The organism is Ruegeria sp. TASC047, assembly GCF_059612445.1.
Map to the genome: position 1 here is coordinate 643,988 of NZ_JBXWQP010000029.1, position 14,873 is coordinate 658,860.

Annotated in this window: 16 protein-coding genes and 1 pseudogene; 8 read left to right on the plus strand and 9 right to left on the minus strand. The window is 56.9% G+C overall.

The window, feature by feature from the left end; genetic code table 11:
* Nucleotides 1-32: 32 nt before the first annotated feature.
* Nucleotides 33-941, plus strand: coding sequence for an AAA family ATPase (locus AC2FLO_RS10945; RefSeq protein ID WP_480583993.1), 909 nt, complete (start codon nt 33-35; stop codon nt 939-941).
* Nucleotides 942-999: 58 nt separating this feature from the next.
* The gene (locus AC2FLO_RS10950; protein WP_496752812.1) at nt 1,000-2,259 is read left to right on the plus strand and encodes a vWA domain-containing protein; all 1,260 of its coding nucleotides are present in this window, start codon (nt 1,000-1,002) and stop codon (nt 2,257-2,259) included.
* A gap of 4 nt (nt 2,260-2,263) precedes the next feature.
* Here AC2FLO_RS10950 and AC2FLO_RS10955 read toward each other — a convergent pair whose 3' ends face one another.
* Nucleotides 2,264-2,770, minus strand: coding sequence for a hypothetical protein (locus tag AC2FLO_RS10955; RefSeq protein WP_480481159.1), 507 nt, complete (start codon nt 2,768-2,770; stop codon nt 2,264-2,266).
* Between the two features lie 224 nt (nt 2,771-2,994).
* On the opposite strand from AC2FLO_RS10955, the gene AC2FLO_RS10960 reads away from it, so the two are divergent.
* Nucleotides 2,995-3,963, plus strand: coding sequence for an XdhC family protein (locus tag AC2FLO_RS10960; RefSeq protein WP_496752811.1), 969 nt, complete (start codon nt 2,995-2,997; stop codon nt 3,961-3,963).
* Entirely contained in the window at nt 3,960-4,961 is a 1,002-nt protein-coding gene (locus AC2FLO_RS10965; protein ID WP_496752810.1) for a molybdopterin-binding protein, read from the plus strand. The genes AC2FLO_RS10960 and AC2FLO_RS10965 overlap by 4 nt, the downstream gene beginning before the upstream one ends.
* Nucleotides 4,962-5,004: 43 nt before the next feature.
* On the opposite strand, the gene AC2FLO_RS10970 is transcribed toward AC2FLO_RS10965, so the two are convergent.
* Nucleotides 5,005-5,919 carry a MurR/RpiR family transcriptional regulator gene (locus tag AC2FLO_RS10970; RefSeq protein WP_496806708.1) on the minus strand — a complete coding sequence of 305 codons (915 nt, stop codon included), beginning with the start codon at nt 5,917-5,919 and terminating at the stop codon, nt 5,005-5,007.
* Between the two features lie 71 nt (nt 5,920-5,990).
* On the opposite strand from AC2FLO_RS10970, the gene AC2FLO_RS10975 reads away from it, so the two are divergent.
* The 3 genes from AC2FLO_RS10975 to AC2FLO_RS10985 are packed head-to-tail and all read left to right on the plus strand — an operon-like array spanning nt 5,991 to nt 8,543.
* On the plus strand, nt 5,991-6,764 hold the full coding sequence (locus AC2FLO_RS10975) for a beta-keto acid cleavage family enzyme (protein ID WP_496752808.1): 774 nt from the start codon (nt 5,991-5,993) through the stop codon (nt 6,762-6,764).
* Entirely contained in the window at nt 6,761-8,077 is a 1,317-nt protein-coding gene (locus tag AC2FLO_RS10980) for an aspartate aminotransferase family protein (protein WP_480584013.1), read from the plus strand. Before AC2FLO_RS10975 ends, AC2FLO_RS10980 begins: the two co-directional genes overlap by 4 nt.
* Nucleotides 8,078-8,084: 7 nt before the next feature.
* Nucleotides 8,085-8,543 carry a hypothetical protein gene (locus AC2FLO_RS10985; protein ID WP_496752807.1) on the plus strand — a complete coding sequence of 153 codons (459 nt, stop codon included), beginning with the start codon at nt 8,085-8,087 and terminating at the stop codon, nt 8,541-8,543.
* Between the two features lie 57 nt (nt 8,544-8,600).
* Here the strand turns inward: AC2FLO_RS10985 and infC are convergent, their stop codons facing one another.
* From infC to cobA, 7 genes and pseudogenes are all read right to left on the minus strand, one after another.
* On the minus strand, nt 8,601-9,191 hold the full coding sequence (infC, locus tag AC2FLO_RS10990; RefSeq protein ID WP_480492811.1) for a translation initiation factor IF-3: 591 nt from the start codon (nt 9,189-9,191) through the stop codon (nt 8,601-8,603).
* Nucleotides 9,192-9,307: 116 nt separating this feature from the next.
* Nucleotides 9,308-10,141 carry a ferredoxin--NADP reductase gene (locus tag AC2FLO_RS10995; protein ID WP_480537754.1) on the minus strand — a complete coding sequence of 278 codons (834 nt, stop codon included), beginning with the start codon at nt 10,139-10,141 and terminating at the stop codon, nt 9,308-9,310.
* 107 nt (nt 10,142-10,248) lie between these two features.
* Nucleotides 10,249-10,656, minus strand: a complete 408-nt coding sequence (locus tag AC2FLO_RS11000) for a DUF934 domain-containing protein (RefSeq protein WP_267365587.1) — start codon at nt 10,654-10,656, stop codon at nt 10,249-10,251.
* Nucleotides 10,653-11,414, minus strand: a complete 762-nt coding sequence (locus AC2FLO_RS11005) for a phosphoadenylyl-sulfate reductase (protein ID WP_267365586.1) — start codon at nt 11,412-11,414, stop codon at nt 10,653-10,655. Before AC2FLO_RS11005 ends, AC2FLO_RS11000 begins: the two co-directional genes overlap by 4 nt.
* Nucleotides 11,404-13,068 carry a nitrite/sulfite reductase gene (locus AC2FLO_RS11010; RefSeq protein WP_496752806.1) on the minus strand — a complete coding sequence of 555 codons (1,665 nt, stop codon included), beginning with the start codon at nt 13,066-13,068 and terminating at the stop codon, nt 11,404-11,406. The genes AC2FLO_RS11005 and AC2FLO_RS11010 overlap by 11 nt, the downstream gene beginning before the upstream one ends.
* 65 nt (nt 13,069-13,133) lie before the next feature.
* A complete protein-coding gene (locus tag AC2FLO_RS11015; protein ID WP_496752805.1) occupies nt 13,134-13,448 on the minus strand; it encodes a DUF2849 domain-containing protein in 315 nt (104 codons plus the stop codon).
* Nucleotides 13,448-14,194: pseudogene (gene cobA / locus AC2FLO_RS11020) on the minus strand (uroporphyrinogen-III C-methyltransferase); the annotation flags it as partial. The gene AC2FLO_RS11015 and the pseudogene cobA, both read right to left, overlap by 1 nt.
* Before the next feature lie 174 nt (nt 14,195-14,368).
* Here cobA and AC2FLO_RS11025 point away from each other — a divergent pair.
* A complete protein-coding gene (locus tag AC2FLO_RS11025; protein WP_267365581.1) occupies nt 14,369-14,851 on the plus strand; it encodes an Lrp/AsnC family transcriptional regulator in 483 nt (160 codons plus the stop codon).
* Nucleotides 14,852-14,873: the final 22 nt, after the last annotated feature.

The window sequence follows — 14,873 nt, forward strand, 5'->3', positions numbered from 1 at the left end:
ACCTGTTTATCCCTAAAGCAGAGAGGGGTTCCATGACACAGCCAGTTTCCATCGATGCCGTGCAGCAGATGCTGGGTCGTCAGGGCTATGTCTGCGGTCGCGCCCTTGCGACGGTTGTGTTCCTGTCGCTGAAACTTGGACGCCCGTTGTTTCTGGAAGGCGAGGCAGGGGTGGGAAAGACCGAGATCGCCAAGGCTCTGGCATCCGGGTTGAACCGGCGCCTGATCCGTCTGCAATGCTACGAAGGTCTGGATGCGTCTTCTGCCGTTTACGAATGGAACTTTCCGGCGCAGATGGTCGCGATCCGAACGGCCGAGGCCGCAGGTGGGGCCGACCGGGGCGCGTTGCAGACTGAACTGTTCTCGGACGAATACTTGATCGAACGCCCCTTGCTGCAGGCAATGCGCCCGGACGAAAACGGAGCGCCAGTTCTGCTGATCGACGAACTGGATCGGACCGATGAGCCGTTTGAAGCGTTTCTGCTTGAAGCGCTTAGTGACTTTCAAGTCACCATCCCCGAACTTGGCACGATAAAAGCCCCCGAACCGCCCATCGTGATCGTCACCTCGAACCGGACGCGGGAAGTGCACGATGCGCTCAAGCGCCGTTGCCTCTATCACTGGGTCGATTACCCCAACTTCGAGCGGGAGATCGAAATCCTGCACGCCCGTGCGCCTGAAGCCGCGGAAGCACTCAGTCGCGAGGTTGTAGCCTTCGTTCAACGTTTGCGCACCGAGGATCTGTTCAAGAAACCCGGCGTGGCCGAGACCATTGACTGGGCGAAATGTTTGTTGGCGCTGGATGTGATGAACCTGAGCCCCGAGGTAATCGGGGATACGCTGGGTGCGATCCTGAAATATCAGGACGACATTCAAAAACTTCAGGGGTCCGAGGCAAAACGCATCCTCGACGAGGCCAAGGCCACGCTCGAACCGGTTTGATGTTTCACCTTTTTTCAAATACTCCGGGGGTATGGGGGCAGAGCCCCCATAACGTCTGATGGCCGAACAACTTCCGCTGGATATCCCGGACAACCCAAAGCTGGCGCACAACATCACCCATTTTGCCCGCGCACTCAGAAAGGCTGGGCTGCCAATCGGACCCGGTCGTGTGATCGACGCAATTCGTGCCGTGCAGGCGGCAGGTTTTTCCGAGAAACAGGATTTCTATTGGACCTTACACGCCTGTTTCGTGAACCGCCCGGAACACCGCGTGGTTTTCGCGCAAGTCTTCCGAATGTACTGGCGAGATCCGCGTTACATGGAACACATGATGGCGATGATGCTTCCTGCAATTCGCGGCGTTCAGGAAGAACGCAATGCCGATGCCGGTGAAAAGCGCGCAGCTGAGGCGCTGCTGGACGGGGTTGAGCGTGATTTGCCGGACGCTGCAGGACAAGAGGAAGACGAAACCGAGATCGAAATCGACGCAACCCAGACCGCATCGTCCGAGGAGCGGCTGCGCAATCTGGACTTCGAGCAGATGAGCACGGCCGAAATCGCGCAGGCCAAGCGCGTTTTGGCGCGGATGACACTGCCAGTAAAGCCAATTGAATCACGCCGCGGGCAGACCAGTCATCTGGGGCACCGCATCGACCGTGCCCGCACCTTGCGCGCGGCCATGCGGCAAGGGGGTGAGTTGCGCGATATTGCCAGGCTACAACCCAAACCGCGCTGGCCAAATCTTGTCGCACTTTGCGATATTTCCGGCTCGATGAGCCAGTACAGTCGGATCATCCTGCATTTCCTGCACACGGTATCTAACGCCAAGGGTGCAGGTTGGGCCAAGGTCCATGCCTTCACATTCGGCACACGCCTGACCAACATAACGCGCCACCTGCACCAACGGGATGTAGACGCGGCACTTGCCGCCGCAGGGACCGAGGCACAGGATTGGGAGGGCGGCACTCGTATCGGCGAGTGCCTGCATCAGTTCAATCGGGACTGGTCACGCCGGGTGATGGGGCAAGGTGCGGTTGTTCTGCTGATCACCGACGGGCTCGAGCGAGGTGATCCCGAGCTCCTCAGGAAAGAGATTGAGCGTCTGCACCTGTCCTCAAAATGCCTGATCTGGCTGAATCCCTTGTTGCGTTGGGACGGGTTTGCGCCCAGGGCGCAAGGGGTTGCCGCGATGCTGCCGCATGTTGACAGTTTTCGCGCAGGGCATTCGATTGCCTCACTCGAAGACTTGGCCACAGCGATTTCACAACCCGACGACCAGGGGCAGAAAGCGCGGCTGATGGCCGCGCTTTCCGACTAGCAGCTTACGACAGCTGTTCTTCATTGCATTTGCGGGCCATCTCCATGGCTTTGTAAGTGCCTGTCAGATCGACCGTGAAGGCATAGGTTGTCTCGGGGAAAACGATCATGACCTTTTTCTTGGCCAGATCATCCGCGAACTGAGGGCTGTCCGACAGGACATATCCACCGGAATAGCCTTTGGTGATGTTACCTTTCATGCCGGTCGCTTCACCCAGATAGATGTTGTCGCCCAGCAGGATAGCAACTTCTTGCGTCTCGCCACGTTTGATATCGGTTTCAGCCTTGGTGAACACGCCGACATATCCGACACCGCGATCTTCTGTCAGGCCCATCTGAACGACGTTTTCCGCATCATCAACGGCCTCGATCAGGCAGGATTTCTTTTCATTGTCGATGAAGACTTTCCAGCCTTCAACCTCTCCATAGCGTTGGAATGTGTCAGCCCACGCTGCGGTTGAAGTCAAAAGACCAACTGCCGCGCCCAGTGCAAGAATTCGTTTCAACTGCATGTCTCCGATCTATGAATTGTTTGTTATGCAAGCCAGACCTGATGTCGGTTACCCGCACAGGCTAGAACTCGGGTCACAAACAATCAATGCTATGATTTGTTGAATATCTTTCAGGCCGTGGCGTTGCCTTATGGGGTTCAATATAGACCTTTTGGTAAGCTTGGTGCGCTTTTCATCCCGCAAATCCCGCTTATGTTGGTGTCATAGGTCATCCGGAGGTTCCGATGGAGCGATTCGACAACAGTCCTGAAACGGCGCTTGACTGGCACCGCAGCGGGCGCGGCGCGGCGCTTGCTACAGTTGTCGAAACCTGGGGCAGTGCGCCGCGGCGGGTGGGATCCCAATTGGTGATTGGCGGCGATGGTCGGATAGAAGGCTCTGTTTCTGGTGGATGTGTCGAAGGTGCTGTTATCGTCGAGGCGCTTGAAGCCATTGATGAAGGCGAAGCGCGTTTGCTTGAATTCGGGGTCAGTGACGACGATGCCTTCGCGGTTGGTTTGGCCTGTGGGGGGACCATACGCATTCTTGTCGAACCCATAGGACAAGTTCTGCCCGAACCTATGTTGGCGGAACTGGTTGCCGCTCGGGCCGCTCGTGCACCCATTGCCTACGAAGTCAATGTCGAGACCGGGCGCAAGGCGTTGCGCCGCAATGCTTATGCCGACAGGCTGCGCATGGATCGGTCAGGGTTCGAAGAAGATGGCCAGACCTTTGTCGCAGTGCACAACCCGCCGCTGAGGTTGCTGGTCGTTGGGGCGGTTCACATTGCGCAGGCTCTGGTGCCGATGGCGCGGATTGCGGGCTACGATCCAACCATCATCGACCCACGTGACGCCTTCGCGTCCAGTGCGCGTTTTCCCGGCGAAACGATCCTGACGGATTGGCCGGATGAAGCCGTTGCGAAGCTGGGACTGGACGCGCGGACCGCGATTGTCTTGCTGACACATGACCCAAAACTTGATGATCCGGCGCTACAAGCCGCATTGGACGCCGATGTGTTCTATATCGGTGCATTGGGGTCAACACGCACCCATGCCAAGCGCATTGAGCGTATGAAAGCGGCCGGTTTCACCGATGCGCAAATCTCAAGCATTCATGGGCCCATTGGCCTGGATATCGGGGCCGCCGGTCCCTCGGAAATCGCGGTTGCGATACTGGCGCAGATCACTGCAGTTCTTCGAGGGAAAGCATGAAATTTGGGCCTGTACCGGTGTCCCGGGCAGAGGGGGCCATTCTGGCGCATTCGGTTACAGCGGATGGGCGAAAGCTTCGCAAAGGGCTTGAATTGCGCTCGGAACATTTGGCGCAACTGGAAAAGGCTGGTTTAAGCGAGGTCATTGTTGCCCGGCTGGATACCGGTGATTGCCATGAAGATCAGGCGGCACGCAAACTGGCGTCTGCGCTGGCACCTGATCCAGCTTCAGCCAACTTGCGGGTAACCGAGGCATTTACCGGGCGGGTAAATCTTTTGGCCGATGGGCCCGGGGTTGCCGTGCTTGATGTTCACGCACTTGAAATGTTCAATCAGGTCAATCCGATGATTACCGTTGCGACCGTTCCCCAGTACCAGCAAATGGGGGCGAACGGCATGGTGGCGACCATTAAGGTCATCTCATATGCCGTGCCAGAGGCTGATGTTCAGCGCGCCGCCGGGCTGGCACAAGGAGCTGTGCGTTTGGCGCGGCCAGTTCATCGGACAGCCGGTCTTGTTGTCTCAGAGATACCCGGTGGGCCACCGAACGAAAAGGGGATTGCCGCCATTCGGGGACGGGTCGAGGCATTGGGAATGGAGCTTTCGGAGGTGCAGATTGTTCCGCATCGAACAGATTCCTTGACCAGCGCGATTTCTAAGGGGAAGGGTGATCTGCTAATGATATTGACGGGTTCGGCCACCTCGGACCCGAACGATGTCGCACCGTCGGCCGTTCGGCAGGCCGGTGGGACGATTGATCGCTTTGGTATGCCGGTTGATCCGGGAAACCTGCTGTTTCTGGGGGACCTGCAAGGCCGACCTGTGATCGGTTTGCCGGGATGCGCCCGCTCTCCAGCGTTGAATGGGGCGGATTGGGTGCTGTCGCGTGTCGCATGCGGGATTGAAACAACAGGCGCAGATATTGCCGGAATGGGTGTTGGCGGATTGCTGAAGGAAATCCCAACCAGACCCCAGCCGCGGGCGAAACGAAACGACTGACCGCCGCCAAGGTCCGCGATATTGCGTATGTACTATTGATATTCTAGGGTTTTCTCATCCTTGGCAAAACGCCGGGCCGCCAATACGCGCCGGTGTCCTCCCGCGCTTTTTGAAACTGTTCGACCCTATCCCGTGCAGCTTCGCCCCCTGCATCAAAGAGATGACCGAGCAGGCATTCCAGAACCGCCATCGCGCCGGAAAAGCTTGAAAACGGATGTAATGTGCGGGTGCTGACGGGCAGAACCACATCCGGGTTGACGCCGGGGGCAATCACCTCGCTATCCGACAGCAGTACAATCTTTATGGCCCTGTCGCGGGCAAAGCGCATCGACTGGATCGTATCTGCGGAGTAAGGATGGACCGTGATGGCAAACAAACAATCCTCGGACGTGGCCTCGACCAGGTCATCGATGGCCGAGCCCATGTGCCGAGGTATCAGCTGTAATCCGGGATGGGCCATGCGCCCCGCGTAGTGAAAATAATAGGCCAGCGCATGACTGGACCTTGTGGCGGTCACATAACAGTGACGTGCAGACACCATGTATTCAACGGCACGCTTGGCCAAATTCGGCTCCATCAGACGCAGTGAGCGGGACACAACATTCATCTCATTGCGCGCGAATCTGGCCTGTGCGCCGTGGAAAGGGTCTTGGCCGAGTGATGTGGTTAGCCACCCATGACCTATCCTGTCTTCGCTGTCTGTTGTGAGGGCAAGGCGAAATGGGTGGCGGAAGGCGTCAAAACTGTCGAAACCCATACGCTGCGCCAGTCGAACAAGAACACTGGTGCTGATGCCGATCCGGTTAGCGGTCACCCGGACCGGGTTCAGGCCGAAATCACCGGGATGGTCGATGATATATTTCGCCGCGACTTGCATCTGCGCAGGCATCTCGTCGATCTCGCGCCGAATTTGGCTGGTCAAGGCTGCAAGGGTGGGTGCCATACCAAAAAGAAACATATGTTTTCTTTAGTGTAAATTGAAAACGTCATCCAGCGAATCTAACTGAAGGCAAAGACTTGGGTGGTGCTATGACATCAAAAACAACTGACAGCTTGGACAGGCCCTACATTCTGGTTGCGCCAAACGGTGCCCGGCGGAACGCGTTGGATCATCCCGCCTTGCCGCTCAGGATTGACCAGATCGTCATATCTGCACGGGATTGCCATGCCGCAGGTGCGGACGGGTTGCATCTGCATATTCGGGATGCAGATGGACGGCATTCACTGGACGCCGGATTGTACCGGGAAACGCTTGCGGAATTGCAGCGCGAGGTTCCAGGAATGGAGCTACAGATCACGACCGAAGCCGTTGGGCAGTTCGACGTAGCATCGCAACTGGACTGTCTGCAAAAGGTGCAACCTGAATGGGCCTCAATCTCGGTGCGTGAAATCGCCCGCGACCTTAACCTTGCACCCAGGGTCTATGCACAATGCGCGGATCAGGGCACACGGGTTCAGCACATTTTGTATGATGCAGAGGACGCACGATTACTGGACCGTTGGCACGTTCAGGGCATCGTACAGGCGGATCAGACAGACCGTTTGCTTGTTCTGGGGCGATACAGGGATGGCCAGCAATCTATGCCATCCGATCTGGGTGCCTTCCCAGAAAGCCCGGCCCGTTGGATGGTGTGCGCTTTTGGTGCGCAAGAACATGCCTGTCTAGCCGAGGCTGCGCGACGCGGTGGTGACGTGCGGGTTGGGTTTGAAAACAGTCTGACCGGGCCGGATGGCAGACCGTGGGCAGATAACGCGGCTTCGGTCGCAGCATTAGTTGAATTGCTTGGAAGGGCAAAGAAATGAGTCATGTTTTCCCACGTCACACGAAATCGGACCTCCCCGTCGCGGTTGGCGGCGATGGCTGTTATCTGATTGATACAGAGGGCAAGCGATACCTGGATTGCGGTGATGCCGCAGTATCATGTCTGGGTCATTCGAATCAGGCTGTGATCCAAGCGGTACAGCAGCAGGTGGAACAGATCGCCTTTGCACATACCGGGTTCATGACATCGGAACCGGCCGAGGCTTTGGCCGAATTGTTGATCCGGCATGCACCGGGGGATCTGGACCGTGTGTATTTTGTTTCGGGCGGGTCCGAAGCGACCGAAGCGGCAATCAAACTGGCGCGCCAATATTTCCTTGAAATCGGACAACCTGAACGCCGTCACGTTATCGCGCGAAAGCAAAGCTATCACGGCAACACTTTGGGGGCTTTGTCCGCAGGGGGTAACGCATGGAGACGGGCACAATTCGCCCCGATGCTGATCGAGATGACCCATATCTCTGCCTGCTACGAATATGCTGAAAAACCGGAAGACGAGAGCAGTTTTGACTACGGCCAGCGTGTGGCGAATGAACTGGAAACCGAAATTCTGCGGCTGGGTCCCGATACGGTCATGGCATTTATGGCCGAACCAGTGGTCGGGGCCACCCTTGGCGCAGTTCCTGCGGTTGAAGGATATTTCAAGCGTATTCGCGAGATTTGCGACCACTATGGTGTGTTGCTGATCTTGGATGAGGTGATGTGCGGTATGGGCCGAACCGGTCACATGTTTGCCTGCGATCATGACGGCATTGCGCCAGATATTTTGTGTATCGCCAAGGGGTTGGGGGCTGGATATCAACCAATCGGGGCCATGCTGTGCACCGGCAAGATCTATGACGCGATCAGCGACGGATCAGGGTTTTTCCAGCATGGGCACACCTATGTCGGTCATCCGGTCGCCACAGCCGCCGCATTGGCGGTGGTCCGTGAGTTGACCGAACGGGATTTACCTGCGCGTGCCGGGGTCATGGGCAACAAGCTGCAATCCGCCCTTGAGGCAGCATTCGGACAGCACCCGAACGTGGGAGATATCCGTGGTCGTGGGTTGTTCCGAGGTATTGAACTGGTCGTTGACCGTGACACCAAGGAACCTTTTGATCCATCACGTGGCATCGCAGGTAAGGTGAAAAAGGCAGCACTGGCTGAAGGGTTGATTTGCTATCCCATGGCAGGCACGCGGGATGGCCGGAACGGCGATCATGTCCTGCTGGCGCCGCCTTTTATCATCGAAGAGGAACAGATAGGCGAACTCGTCAGCAAACTGGAACGCGCCATTTCCGCCGTGCTTTGACATTACCGTGAGCGCACTGTTCGCCCGCAGCTTATTTGTTAGTGTCGCGGGAGAAGTATCTAAAAAAGCGAAATCAATGGTGCTGGATATTTGGCGCAGTTTCCGCGCGCTTCCCCTTTGGGTGCAGATCTGGGTGGCCGTAATATTGGTGCCGGTTAATTTGGTTCCGCTTGCTTTCCTTGATCAGCCGCAGGGGATGCTCATCGCTGTTCTGGCGATGACCGGTATGGCGCTGAACATACCCATCATGGCGGTTGCGCGCGGGATGAGCGGCGCGATGGCTTTGCCGCACATTCTGTGCTGGGTTCCACTGGTTGTCATCGTAACGCTTTTGTTGTTTTCCGATGCGACCCTGAGCATTGCCTTTATCAAGTTTCTTTGGGTGCTTCTGATCATTGACATAGTTTCCTTGCTTTTCGACTTCAGAGATGCGGTCAACTGGTTACGAAGCAGACGCGCGACCTGAACAAAAAAGCCCCTTCGGCAGCGAAGGGGCTTTGATCGTTTCTGTCTTTTAAGCAGATTACTTATGCGGAAGCGGGCCGATCATCATGACCATCTGACGGCCTTCCATCTTCGGCATGTTTTCGATCTTGCCGACCTCTTTGATGTCTTCGGCCACACGTTCCAGCAATTCGCGACCCAGGTTCTGGTGCGCCATTTCACGGCCACGAAAGCGCAGGGTGACTTTGACCTTGTCGCCCTTTTCCAGAAACTTAAAGACGTTCTTCATTTTGACGTCATAGTCATGCGTATCGGTGTTCGGTCGGAACTTGACCTCTTTCACTTCGATGACTTTTTGTTTTTTGCGCGCTTCGTTTTCGCGTTTTTGCGTTTCGTACTTGTACTTGCCGAAATCCATGATCTTGCAGACCGGTGGGTTCGCATTGGGCGAGATTTCGACCAGATCAAGACCTGCATCTGCGGCCATCTGCATGGCTTTGGCGGGATGAACCACCCCGACGTTTTCACCTTCGGCGCCAATCAGGCGAATTTCGGGGGCACGGATCTTATCATTGACGCGCGGGCCGGTGTCTCTCTGTGGCGGCGCGTTGTGAGGTCTGCGAGCTATGGGTTCATTCCTTTGATGATTGCAGAATTTCGAGCCCGGAATTTAAACCGGGCAGAGCCGCACTTCAAGCGGCATAAATACAGGGTAATGCGAAAAAACTTGTTTTCTGCCGGTGTTTTTTGCGTTCAGGGTGGCAAAGCCCTGAACGCAGGGTTGCTTTAGCCGACAAAGGCTTTTTCGATCACGAACTCCTTGGGTTCCGAGTTGGCACCTTCACGCAATCCAAACCCTTCGAGGATTTCCTTGATATCCAGGTTGAAAGCCAACGAACCGCAAACCATTGCACGGTCGGTTTCGGGCTTGATGCCACCGTCAATACCCAAGTCGGAAAACACGGTGCCGTCCTGAAGCAAAGTGGTGATGCGACCCATCTTTGGGCTCTCTTCCCGTGTGGTGGTCGGGTAATAGCGGATCTTGTCGGCAAATCCTTCACCAATCAGTTCGGCCAACAGTTCGTCCTGACGGATGCTGTCGATCAGCTGGCGGCCATATTCCAGCTCTGCCACTTCGCGACAGGTGTGGGTGATGATGACCTCGTCATAGTCCTCATAGGTCTGCGGTTCACGCAGCAGCGAGGCAAAAGGCGCAAAGCCGGTGCCGGTCGCAAAAAACCACAGGCGCTTGCCGGGCAGCAGGGCGTCATGCACCAATGTGCCAACCGGTTTGGGACGCAGGATGATCTGGTCACCCGGTTTGATATGTTGCAATTTCGAGGTCAGCGGGCCGTTCTGAACCTTGATCGAATAAAACTCCAGCTCTTCATCCCACGAGGGCGAGGCGATGGAATAGGCGCGCAGCAACGGCTTGCCGTTGTCACCCAGCAGACCAATCATCACAAACTCGCCCGAACGGAAACGCAGCGAGGCCGGGCGAGACACCTTGAATGAAAACAGGCTGTCGGTCCAGTGTTTGACTTCGGTTACAGTTTGCGCATCCGGAAGGACGGGGACTTTTACGGCGGTTGCTTCGCTCACGGGCTTCATCTCTGTCATCGTTTACCTGCCGGTCTGCTAAACCGACATCTCCGTTTAATCTTTGATCCAAGTCAGGAAAAGGGGACAGATTGCCCCCTTTGCGTCACAGGCTGGCAATCGCGGGATCAGCCGCGCAGGCGGGCCTGATAGTTATTCTCTTTCCAGTTCGCGCGGGCCAGCCACTGATCCTCGGGTTGGCGGTCTGCCAGTTCTCCGTCGATCTCGACCTCGTCAAAGCCGCTGCGGCGCGCCATGGCGTATTGATCGGCAAGCACATGCCCTTTGGCGCGCAGCCGGCCTTTGTAGCCCTTCAGGCGCAATGTGCGGGCGATGGTAAATCCGCGACCATCTGCGAAAGACGGGAAGTCTACCCGAACCAGCCTCGTGCCGCCCAACCGGTCAAACAGTTCGTCCGGGTCTGTCTCCGAGCTCACGTCTAGCGCGACCACGTCATTGGCGGCGTCATCCAGAGTGACAAAGCCGTCGGTCCAGTCATCAGGCGAAAAGCCCTCATCCGTTACGATTACGTTCATGTTTTCTCTCCGATGCGCATCATCTTGCCATCGACAAAATGGATGCCGCATTCTTCCTTGTTCTGATCGCGCCACCGTCCGGCGCGGGGATCTTCGCCCTCTTTGACAGGCGAGGTGCAGGGCGCACAGCCGATCGAAGGGTATCCTTTGGCCACCAGCGGATGCCGGGGCAGGTTGTTTTCTTCCATATAGGCCCGCACATCCTCGGGCGCCCAATGGGCAAGCGGGTTGACCTTGATCCGACCTGTTCCGTCCTCGACCTCGAAGAATTCCAGCGCAGCGCGCGTGCCTGCCTGAAACCGCTTGCGTCCGGTTATCCAGCCATCGAACCCCACCAGCGCCCTTTGCAGCGGGAAAGTCTTGCGCAGGTTACAACATGCATCGGTGTCGCGCAGGCGCAATGCGCCGTATGGGTCTTCGCGTTCAACCTCTGCATCCTCGGCCCGGATGATGCGAATGTTGGTAAGCCCCAGACGCTCGCTCACCTCCTGCTGGTATTCCAGCGTTTCGGTGAACAGCATTTGCGTGTCCACGAAAAGAACGGGCGTTGCCTTGTTCACCACCGCCGCCATGTGCAACAGAACGACGGATTCCGCACCAAAGCTAGAGACCAGAGCAAGCTCATCGATCTCATCAATCGCTCCATGCATGACATCATGGGCGCTGTGGTGCCGGAACCGGGCATTCAGGTCTTCGACACGTTCAGTCAGTTCGCGTCTGTCCCGGCCCAGTTCCGTCTGGATCAGGTCAAGCGGCATTTGCGCGGGCCTCGGGGTAGAGGGCGTCTTTGAACGGCGCCATGCCCACCCGGCGATATGTTTCCAGGAATGTCTCCTCTGCGCTTGCACGCTGGTTCAGATAGGTGTCGACAATGCGCTCCACGGCAGGAACGATTTCGTCATAGGCAAAGCCCGGACCGGTGCGATCACCAATTGCCGCAGTTTCGGTCGCATCGCCACCCAAAGTGATTTGGTAGTTTTCGACACCTGCGCGGTCCAGACCCAGAATGCCGATATGGCCGACATGGTGATGACCACAGGCGTTGATGCAGCCTGAGATCTTGATCTTCAGGTGGCCGATGTCATGCTCGAGCTTCAGGTCCTCGAACCGCGTTGCAATTTCCTGAGCAACCGGGATCGAACGCGCCGTCGCCAGCGCACAATAATCCATGCCGGGGCAGGCGATGATATCGCTGATCAGACCGATATTGGCGGTTGCCAGCTCGTATTCCTTCAGCTTGGCGTGAATTGCAGGCAAGTCCGATTTGTGGACATGCGGCAGGATCACGTTCTGCTCATGGCTAATCCGCAGCTCGTCATAGGCGAACTCTTCGGCCAGATCGGCCATAACGCGCATCTGCTCGGCAGTTGCATCGCCCGGTGTTGCCCCATGCTTCTTGATCGAGATCGTTACAATCGCGTGGTCCGCATTCTTGTGCGGCGCGATGTTGGTGTCGACCCACGAGCGGAAGACCGGATCGTTGGTATAGGCGCTTTCAAACGACGCAACCGAAGCATGGCGGAAGGCAGGCGGTGCAAAGTGGCCCTTGATCTCTTCCAGCAGGTTCATATCCGCGCCTTTGAACTGCGGGCGGACCTTCAGGAAGCGTTCGTTGACCTTGGCGCGGATAGCGTCGATGCCATGCTCGTGCACGGTGATCTTGATACGTGCCTTGTACTTGTTGTCACGGCGACCAATCTGGTTCCAAACTGAAACGGTGGCTTCCAGATAAGCCAGCAGGTCGTCAAAGGCGACAAACTCGGACAATTCCTTGCCGATCATGGGCGTACGGCCAAGGCCACCGCCAACAATGACGCGCGCGCCAAGAACGCCGTCACGCTCAACCAGTTGCAGGCCGATGTCATGCGCCTTGATCACGGCGCGGTCGTTTTCACTGCCAGTGATGGCGATCTTGAATTTGCGCGGCATGAACTGGAATTCCGGGTGGTCGGTCGACCACTGGCGCAGCAATTCGGCGTAAGGGCGGGGATCAGCGACCTCATCTGCAGCGGCACCGGCAAAGTGGTCGGCGGTCACGTTGCGAATGGTGTTGCCCGAAGTCTGGATGGCGTGCATGCCAACCTTGGCCAGCGCGTCCAGCATATCCGGCACGTCGCTCAGCTTTGGCCAGTTGTACTGGATGTTCTGACGGGTGGTGAAATGGCCATAGCCTTTGTCCCACTTCTCGGCCAGCAGCGCCAGTTGACGCATCTGTGCACTGTTCAGCGTGCCATAGGGAATGGCGACGCGCAGCATGTAGGCGTGCAGCTGCAGATACAGCCCATTCATCAGGCGCAGCGGCTTGAATTCGTCTTCGGTCAACGAGCCGTCAATGCGGCGTTCCACCTGGGCGCGGAACTGCGCGTTACGTTCTGCCAAAAATGCTGTGTCGAACTCGGAGTAGCGATACATGTCTAGCTGTCCTTGTTTGCAGCCCCGAACCTAGGGGCCTTGAAGGGGAGAGAGATGGCCAGAGGTCAGGCCCGGAGCTGCGGGGAAGTTTCCTGTTTGCCGTGGGCATAGTTGGACGGACCAGTCCGGCGGAAATCTTCCCGAAAATGGGTGGGCTCGGGGCCTTTTTTGCCCGCAACGGCATCGGCCAGATAAGCGCCCACGACTTTATTTGCCTGACGCGCCGCATCCAGCAGACGCACCTGTGCATGTGCTTCGTCAGTGATCAGTTCCGCTTGCGACAGATCACGCGTCCAACTGTCATCTTCGGTCTGGTAAATGACGTCACCTATCAGCAAATCATTTGCGGTGACGACTTTGGGGGTAAAAGCGCGGGCCATCAGGCAAGCTCCTTATTGAATTCGGTTACGGCCTGCACCGCTTCGCGCGGGGCAAGGCCATAGAATGTGAGGGCCGGTCCGTCCATTTCGGCGGTGGCCAGGTCGGCGGGCAGTTGATCCAGTGTGGTGGCCAGAATCCGCTGGTTCGGGCGCGAGGCGTTTTCGACCAGTGTGACTGGAGTGGCGCGATCGGCACCGTGCATGATCAGGCGACCCTGGATAAAGCGAGCAGATTTCTTACCCATATAAATCGCAGCAACCGAACCGGCCCGTGCCAGTGCATTCCAGTCATGATCGGCAAAACCTTTCATGTCATGCCCGGTCAGGAACCGCACCGAGGAATTCCGGCCGCGTTGAGTCAGGCTTTGGCCGATACCAGCCACCGCGGCAGAGGCCGCCGTGATACCGGGAACGATCTGCCACGTGATTCCAGCCGCCTCGACGGCCTCAATCTCTTCATCCAGACGACCAAAGACAGTGGGATCGCCGGACTTCAGGCGGACCACGCGGTTACCTTTCAGGGCATATTCGACCAAAAGAGCGTCGATATCACTTTGCTTCCAGGATGGGCCGAACCCGACTTTGCCGACATCAACCAAAGCGGCGCTTTGACCGGCTATGTCCAGAACGGGTTTACTGATAAGGCGGTCATGCAGCACAACATCAGCCTGCTCAAACGCAGTCAGCGCCTTGAGTGTCAGCAACTCGGGGTCGCCCGGACCTGCGCCGACAAAGTCGACATGCCCTTTGGTGCCTGTTGTGCGAACGTCCTGCATCGGATCATCTCGGGTGTGGTTTGACTTGACCCTCAATATAGGAAATATTCCCACCAAAGCGCCATATGGGCGCTCAAATAAGGACAAACGTTCCATCCAAGCAAAATTTTGGAACGAAAGCTTCGATGTGGAAGGAATATTGGAATGTCGGTGCGGATAGATGATACGGATCGGAAAATTCTGGCCGAGCTGCAACGTGATGCAGGGCAGTCACTGGACGAAATAGCGGCTCGGGTCGGCAGTTCAAAGACGCCTGTCTGGAATCGTATTCGTAAGCTCAAGAGTGCGGGAATCATTGGTCAGCAAACGGTTTTGCTGGATGCCGAAGCGCTTGGGTTTGAGGCGACTTTCTTTGTTTTGATCCGCACGTCGGAACACGAGGCTGAGTGGCAGCGCAAGTTCCTTAAGGCATTGCGCGAACATCCCGAAGTGCAGGAGGCGCATCGGCTGGCAGGCGACATTGATTATATTCTCAAGGTTCGGGTCAAGAACGCGCGCGCCTATGATCAATTCTACCAGTCGCTGATTTCGGAAGTACGGGTGCACAACGTGACCGCGCTTTTGTCGATGGAAGAAATCAAGTCCACAACGATGCTTCCCCTCAACGCATTGGTTGAAGGGGCTTAGAAGGCAGGTGCTGCCAGCGCCG

Bases quoted from the DNA above. Each gene is read 5' to 3' on its own strand.
- AC2FLO_RS10995 (WP_480537754.1), bottom strand. From the start codon at position 10,141: ATGACAGAGATGAAGCCCGTGAGCGAAGCAACCGCCGTAAAAGTCCCC.
- AC2FLO_RS11025 (WP_267365581.1), top strand. From the start codon at position 14,369: ATGTCGGTGCGGATAGATGATACGGATCGGAAAATTCTGGCCGAGCTG.
- AC2FLO_RS10955 (WP_480481159.1), bottom strand. From the start codon at position 2,770: ATGCAGTTGAAACGAATTCTTGCACTGGGCGCGGCAGTTGGTCTTTTG.
- AC2FLO_RS10980 (WP_480584013.1), top strand. From the start codon at position 6,761: ATGAGTCATGTTTTCCCACGTCACACGAAATCGGACCTCCCCGTCGCG.
- AC2FLO_RS10970 (WP_496806708.1), bottom strand. From the start codon at position 5,919: ATGTTTCTTTTTGGTATGGCACCCACCCTTGCAGCCTTGACCAGCCAA.
- AC2FLO_RS10945 (WP_480583993.1), top strand. From the start codon at position 33: ATGACACAGCCAGTTTCCATCGATGCCGTGCAGCAGATGCTGGGTCGT.
- AC2FLO_RS10965 (WP_496752810.1), top strand. From the start codon at position 3,960: ATGAAATTTGGGCCTGTACCGGTGTCCCGGGCAGAGGGGGCCATTCTG.
- AC2FLO_RS10975 (WP_496752808.1), top strand. From the start codon at position 5,991: ATGACATCAAAAACAACTGACAGCTTGGACAGGCCCTACATTCTGGTT.
- AC2FLO_RS11005 (WP_267365586.1), bottom strand. From the start codon at position 11,414: ATGCCGCTTGACCTGATCCAGACGGAACTGGGCCGGGACAGACGCGAA.
- AC2FLO_RS10950 (WP_496752812.1), top strand. From the start codon at position 1,000: ATGGCCGAACAACTTCCGCTGGATATCCCGGACAACCCAAAGCTGGCG.
- AC2FLO_RS11015 (WP_496752805.1), bottom strand. From the start codon at position 13,448: ATGGCCCGCGCTTTTACCCCCAAAGTCGTCACCGCAAATGATTTGCTG.
- AC2FLO_RS11000 (WP_267365587.1), bottom strand. From the start codon at position 10,656: ATGAACGTAATCGTAACGGATGAGGGCTTTTCGCCTGATGACTGGACC.
- AC2FLO_RS10960 (WP_496752811.1), top strand. From the start codon at position 2,995: ATGGAGCGATTCGACAACAGTCCTGAAACGGCGCTTGACTGGCACCGC.
- AC2FLO_RS11010 (WP_496752806.1), bottom strand. From the start codon at position 13,068: ATGTATCGCTACTCCGAGTTCGACACAGCATTTTTGGCAGAACGTAAC.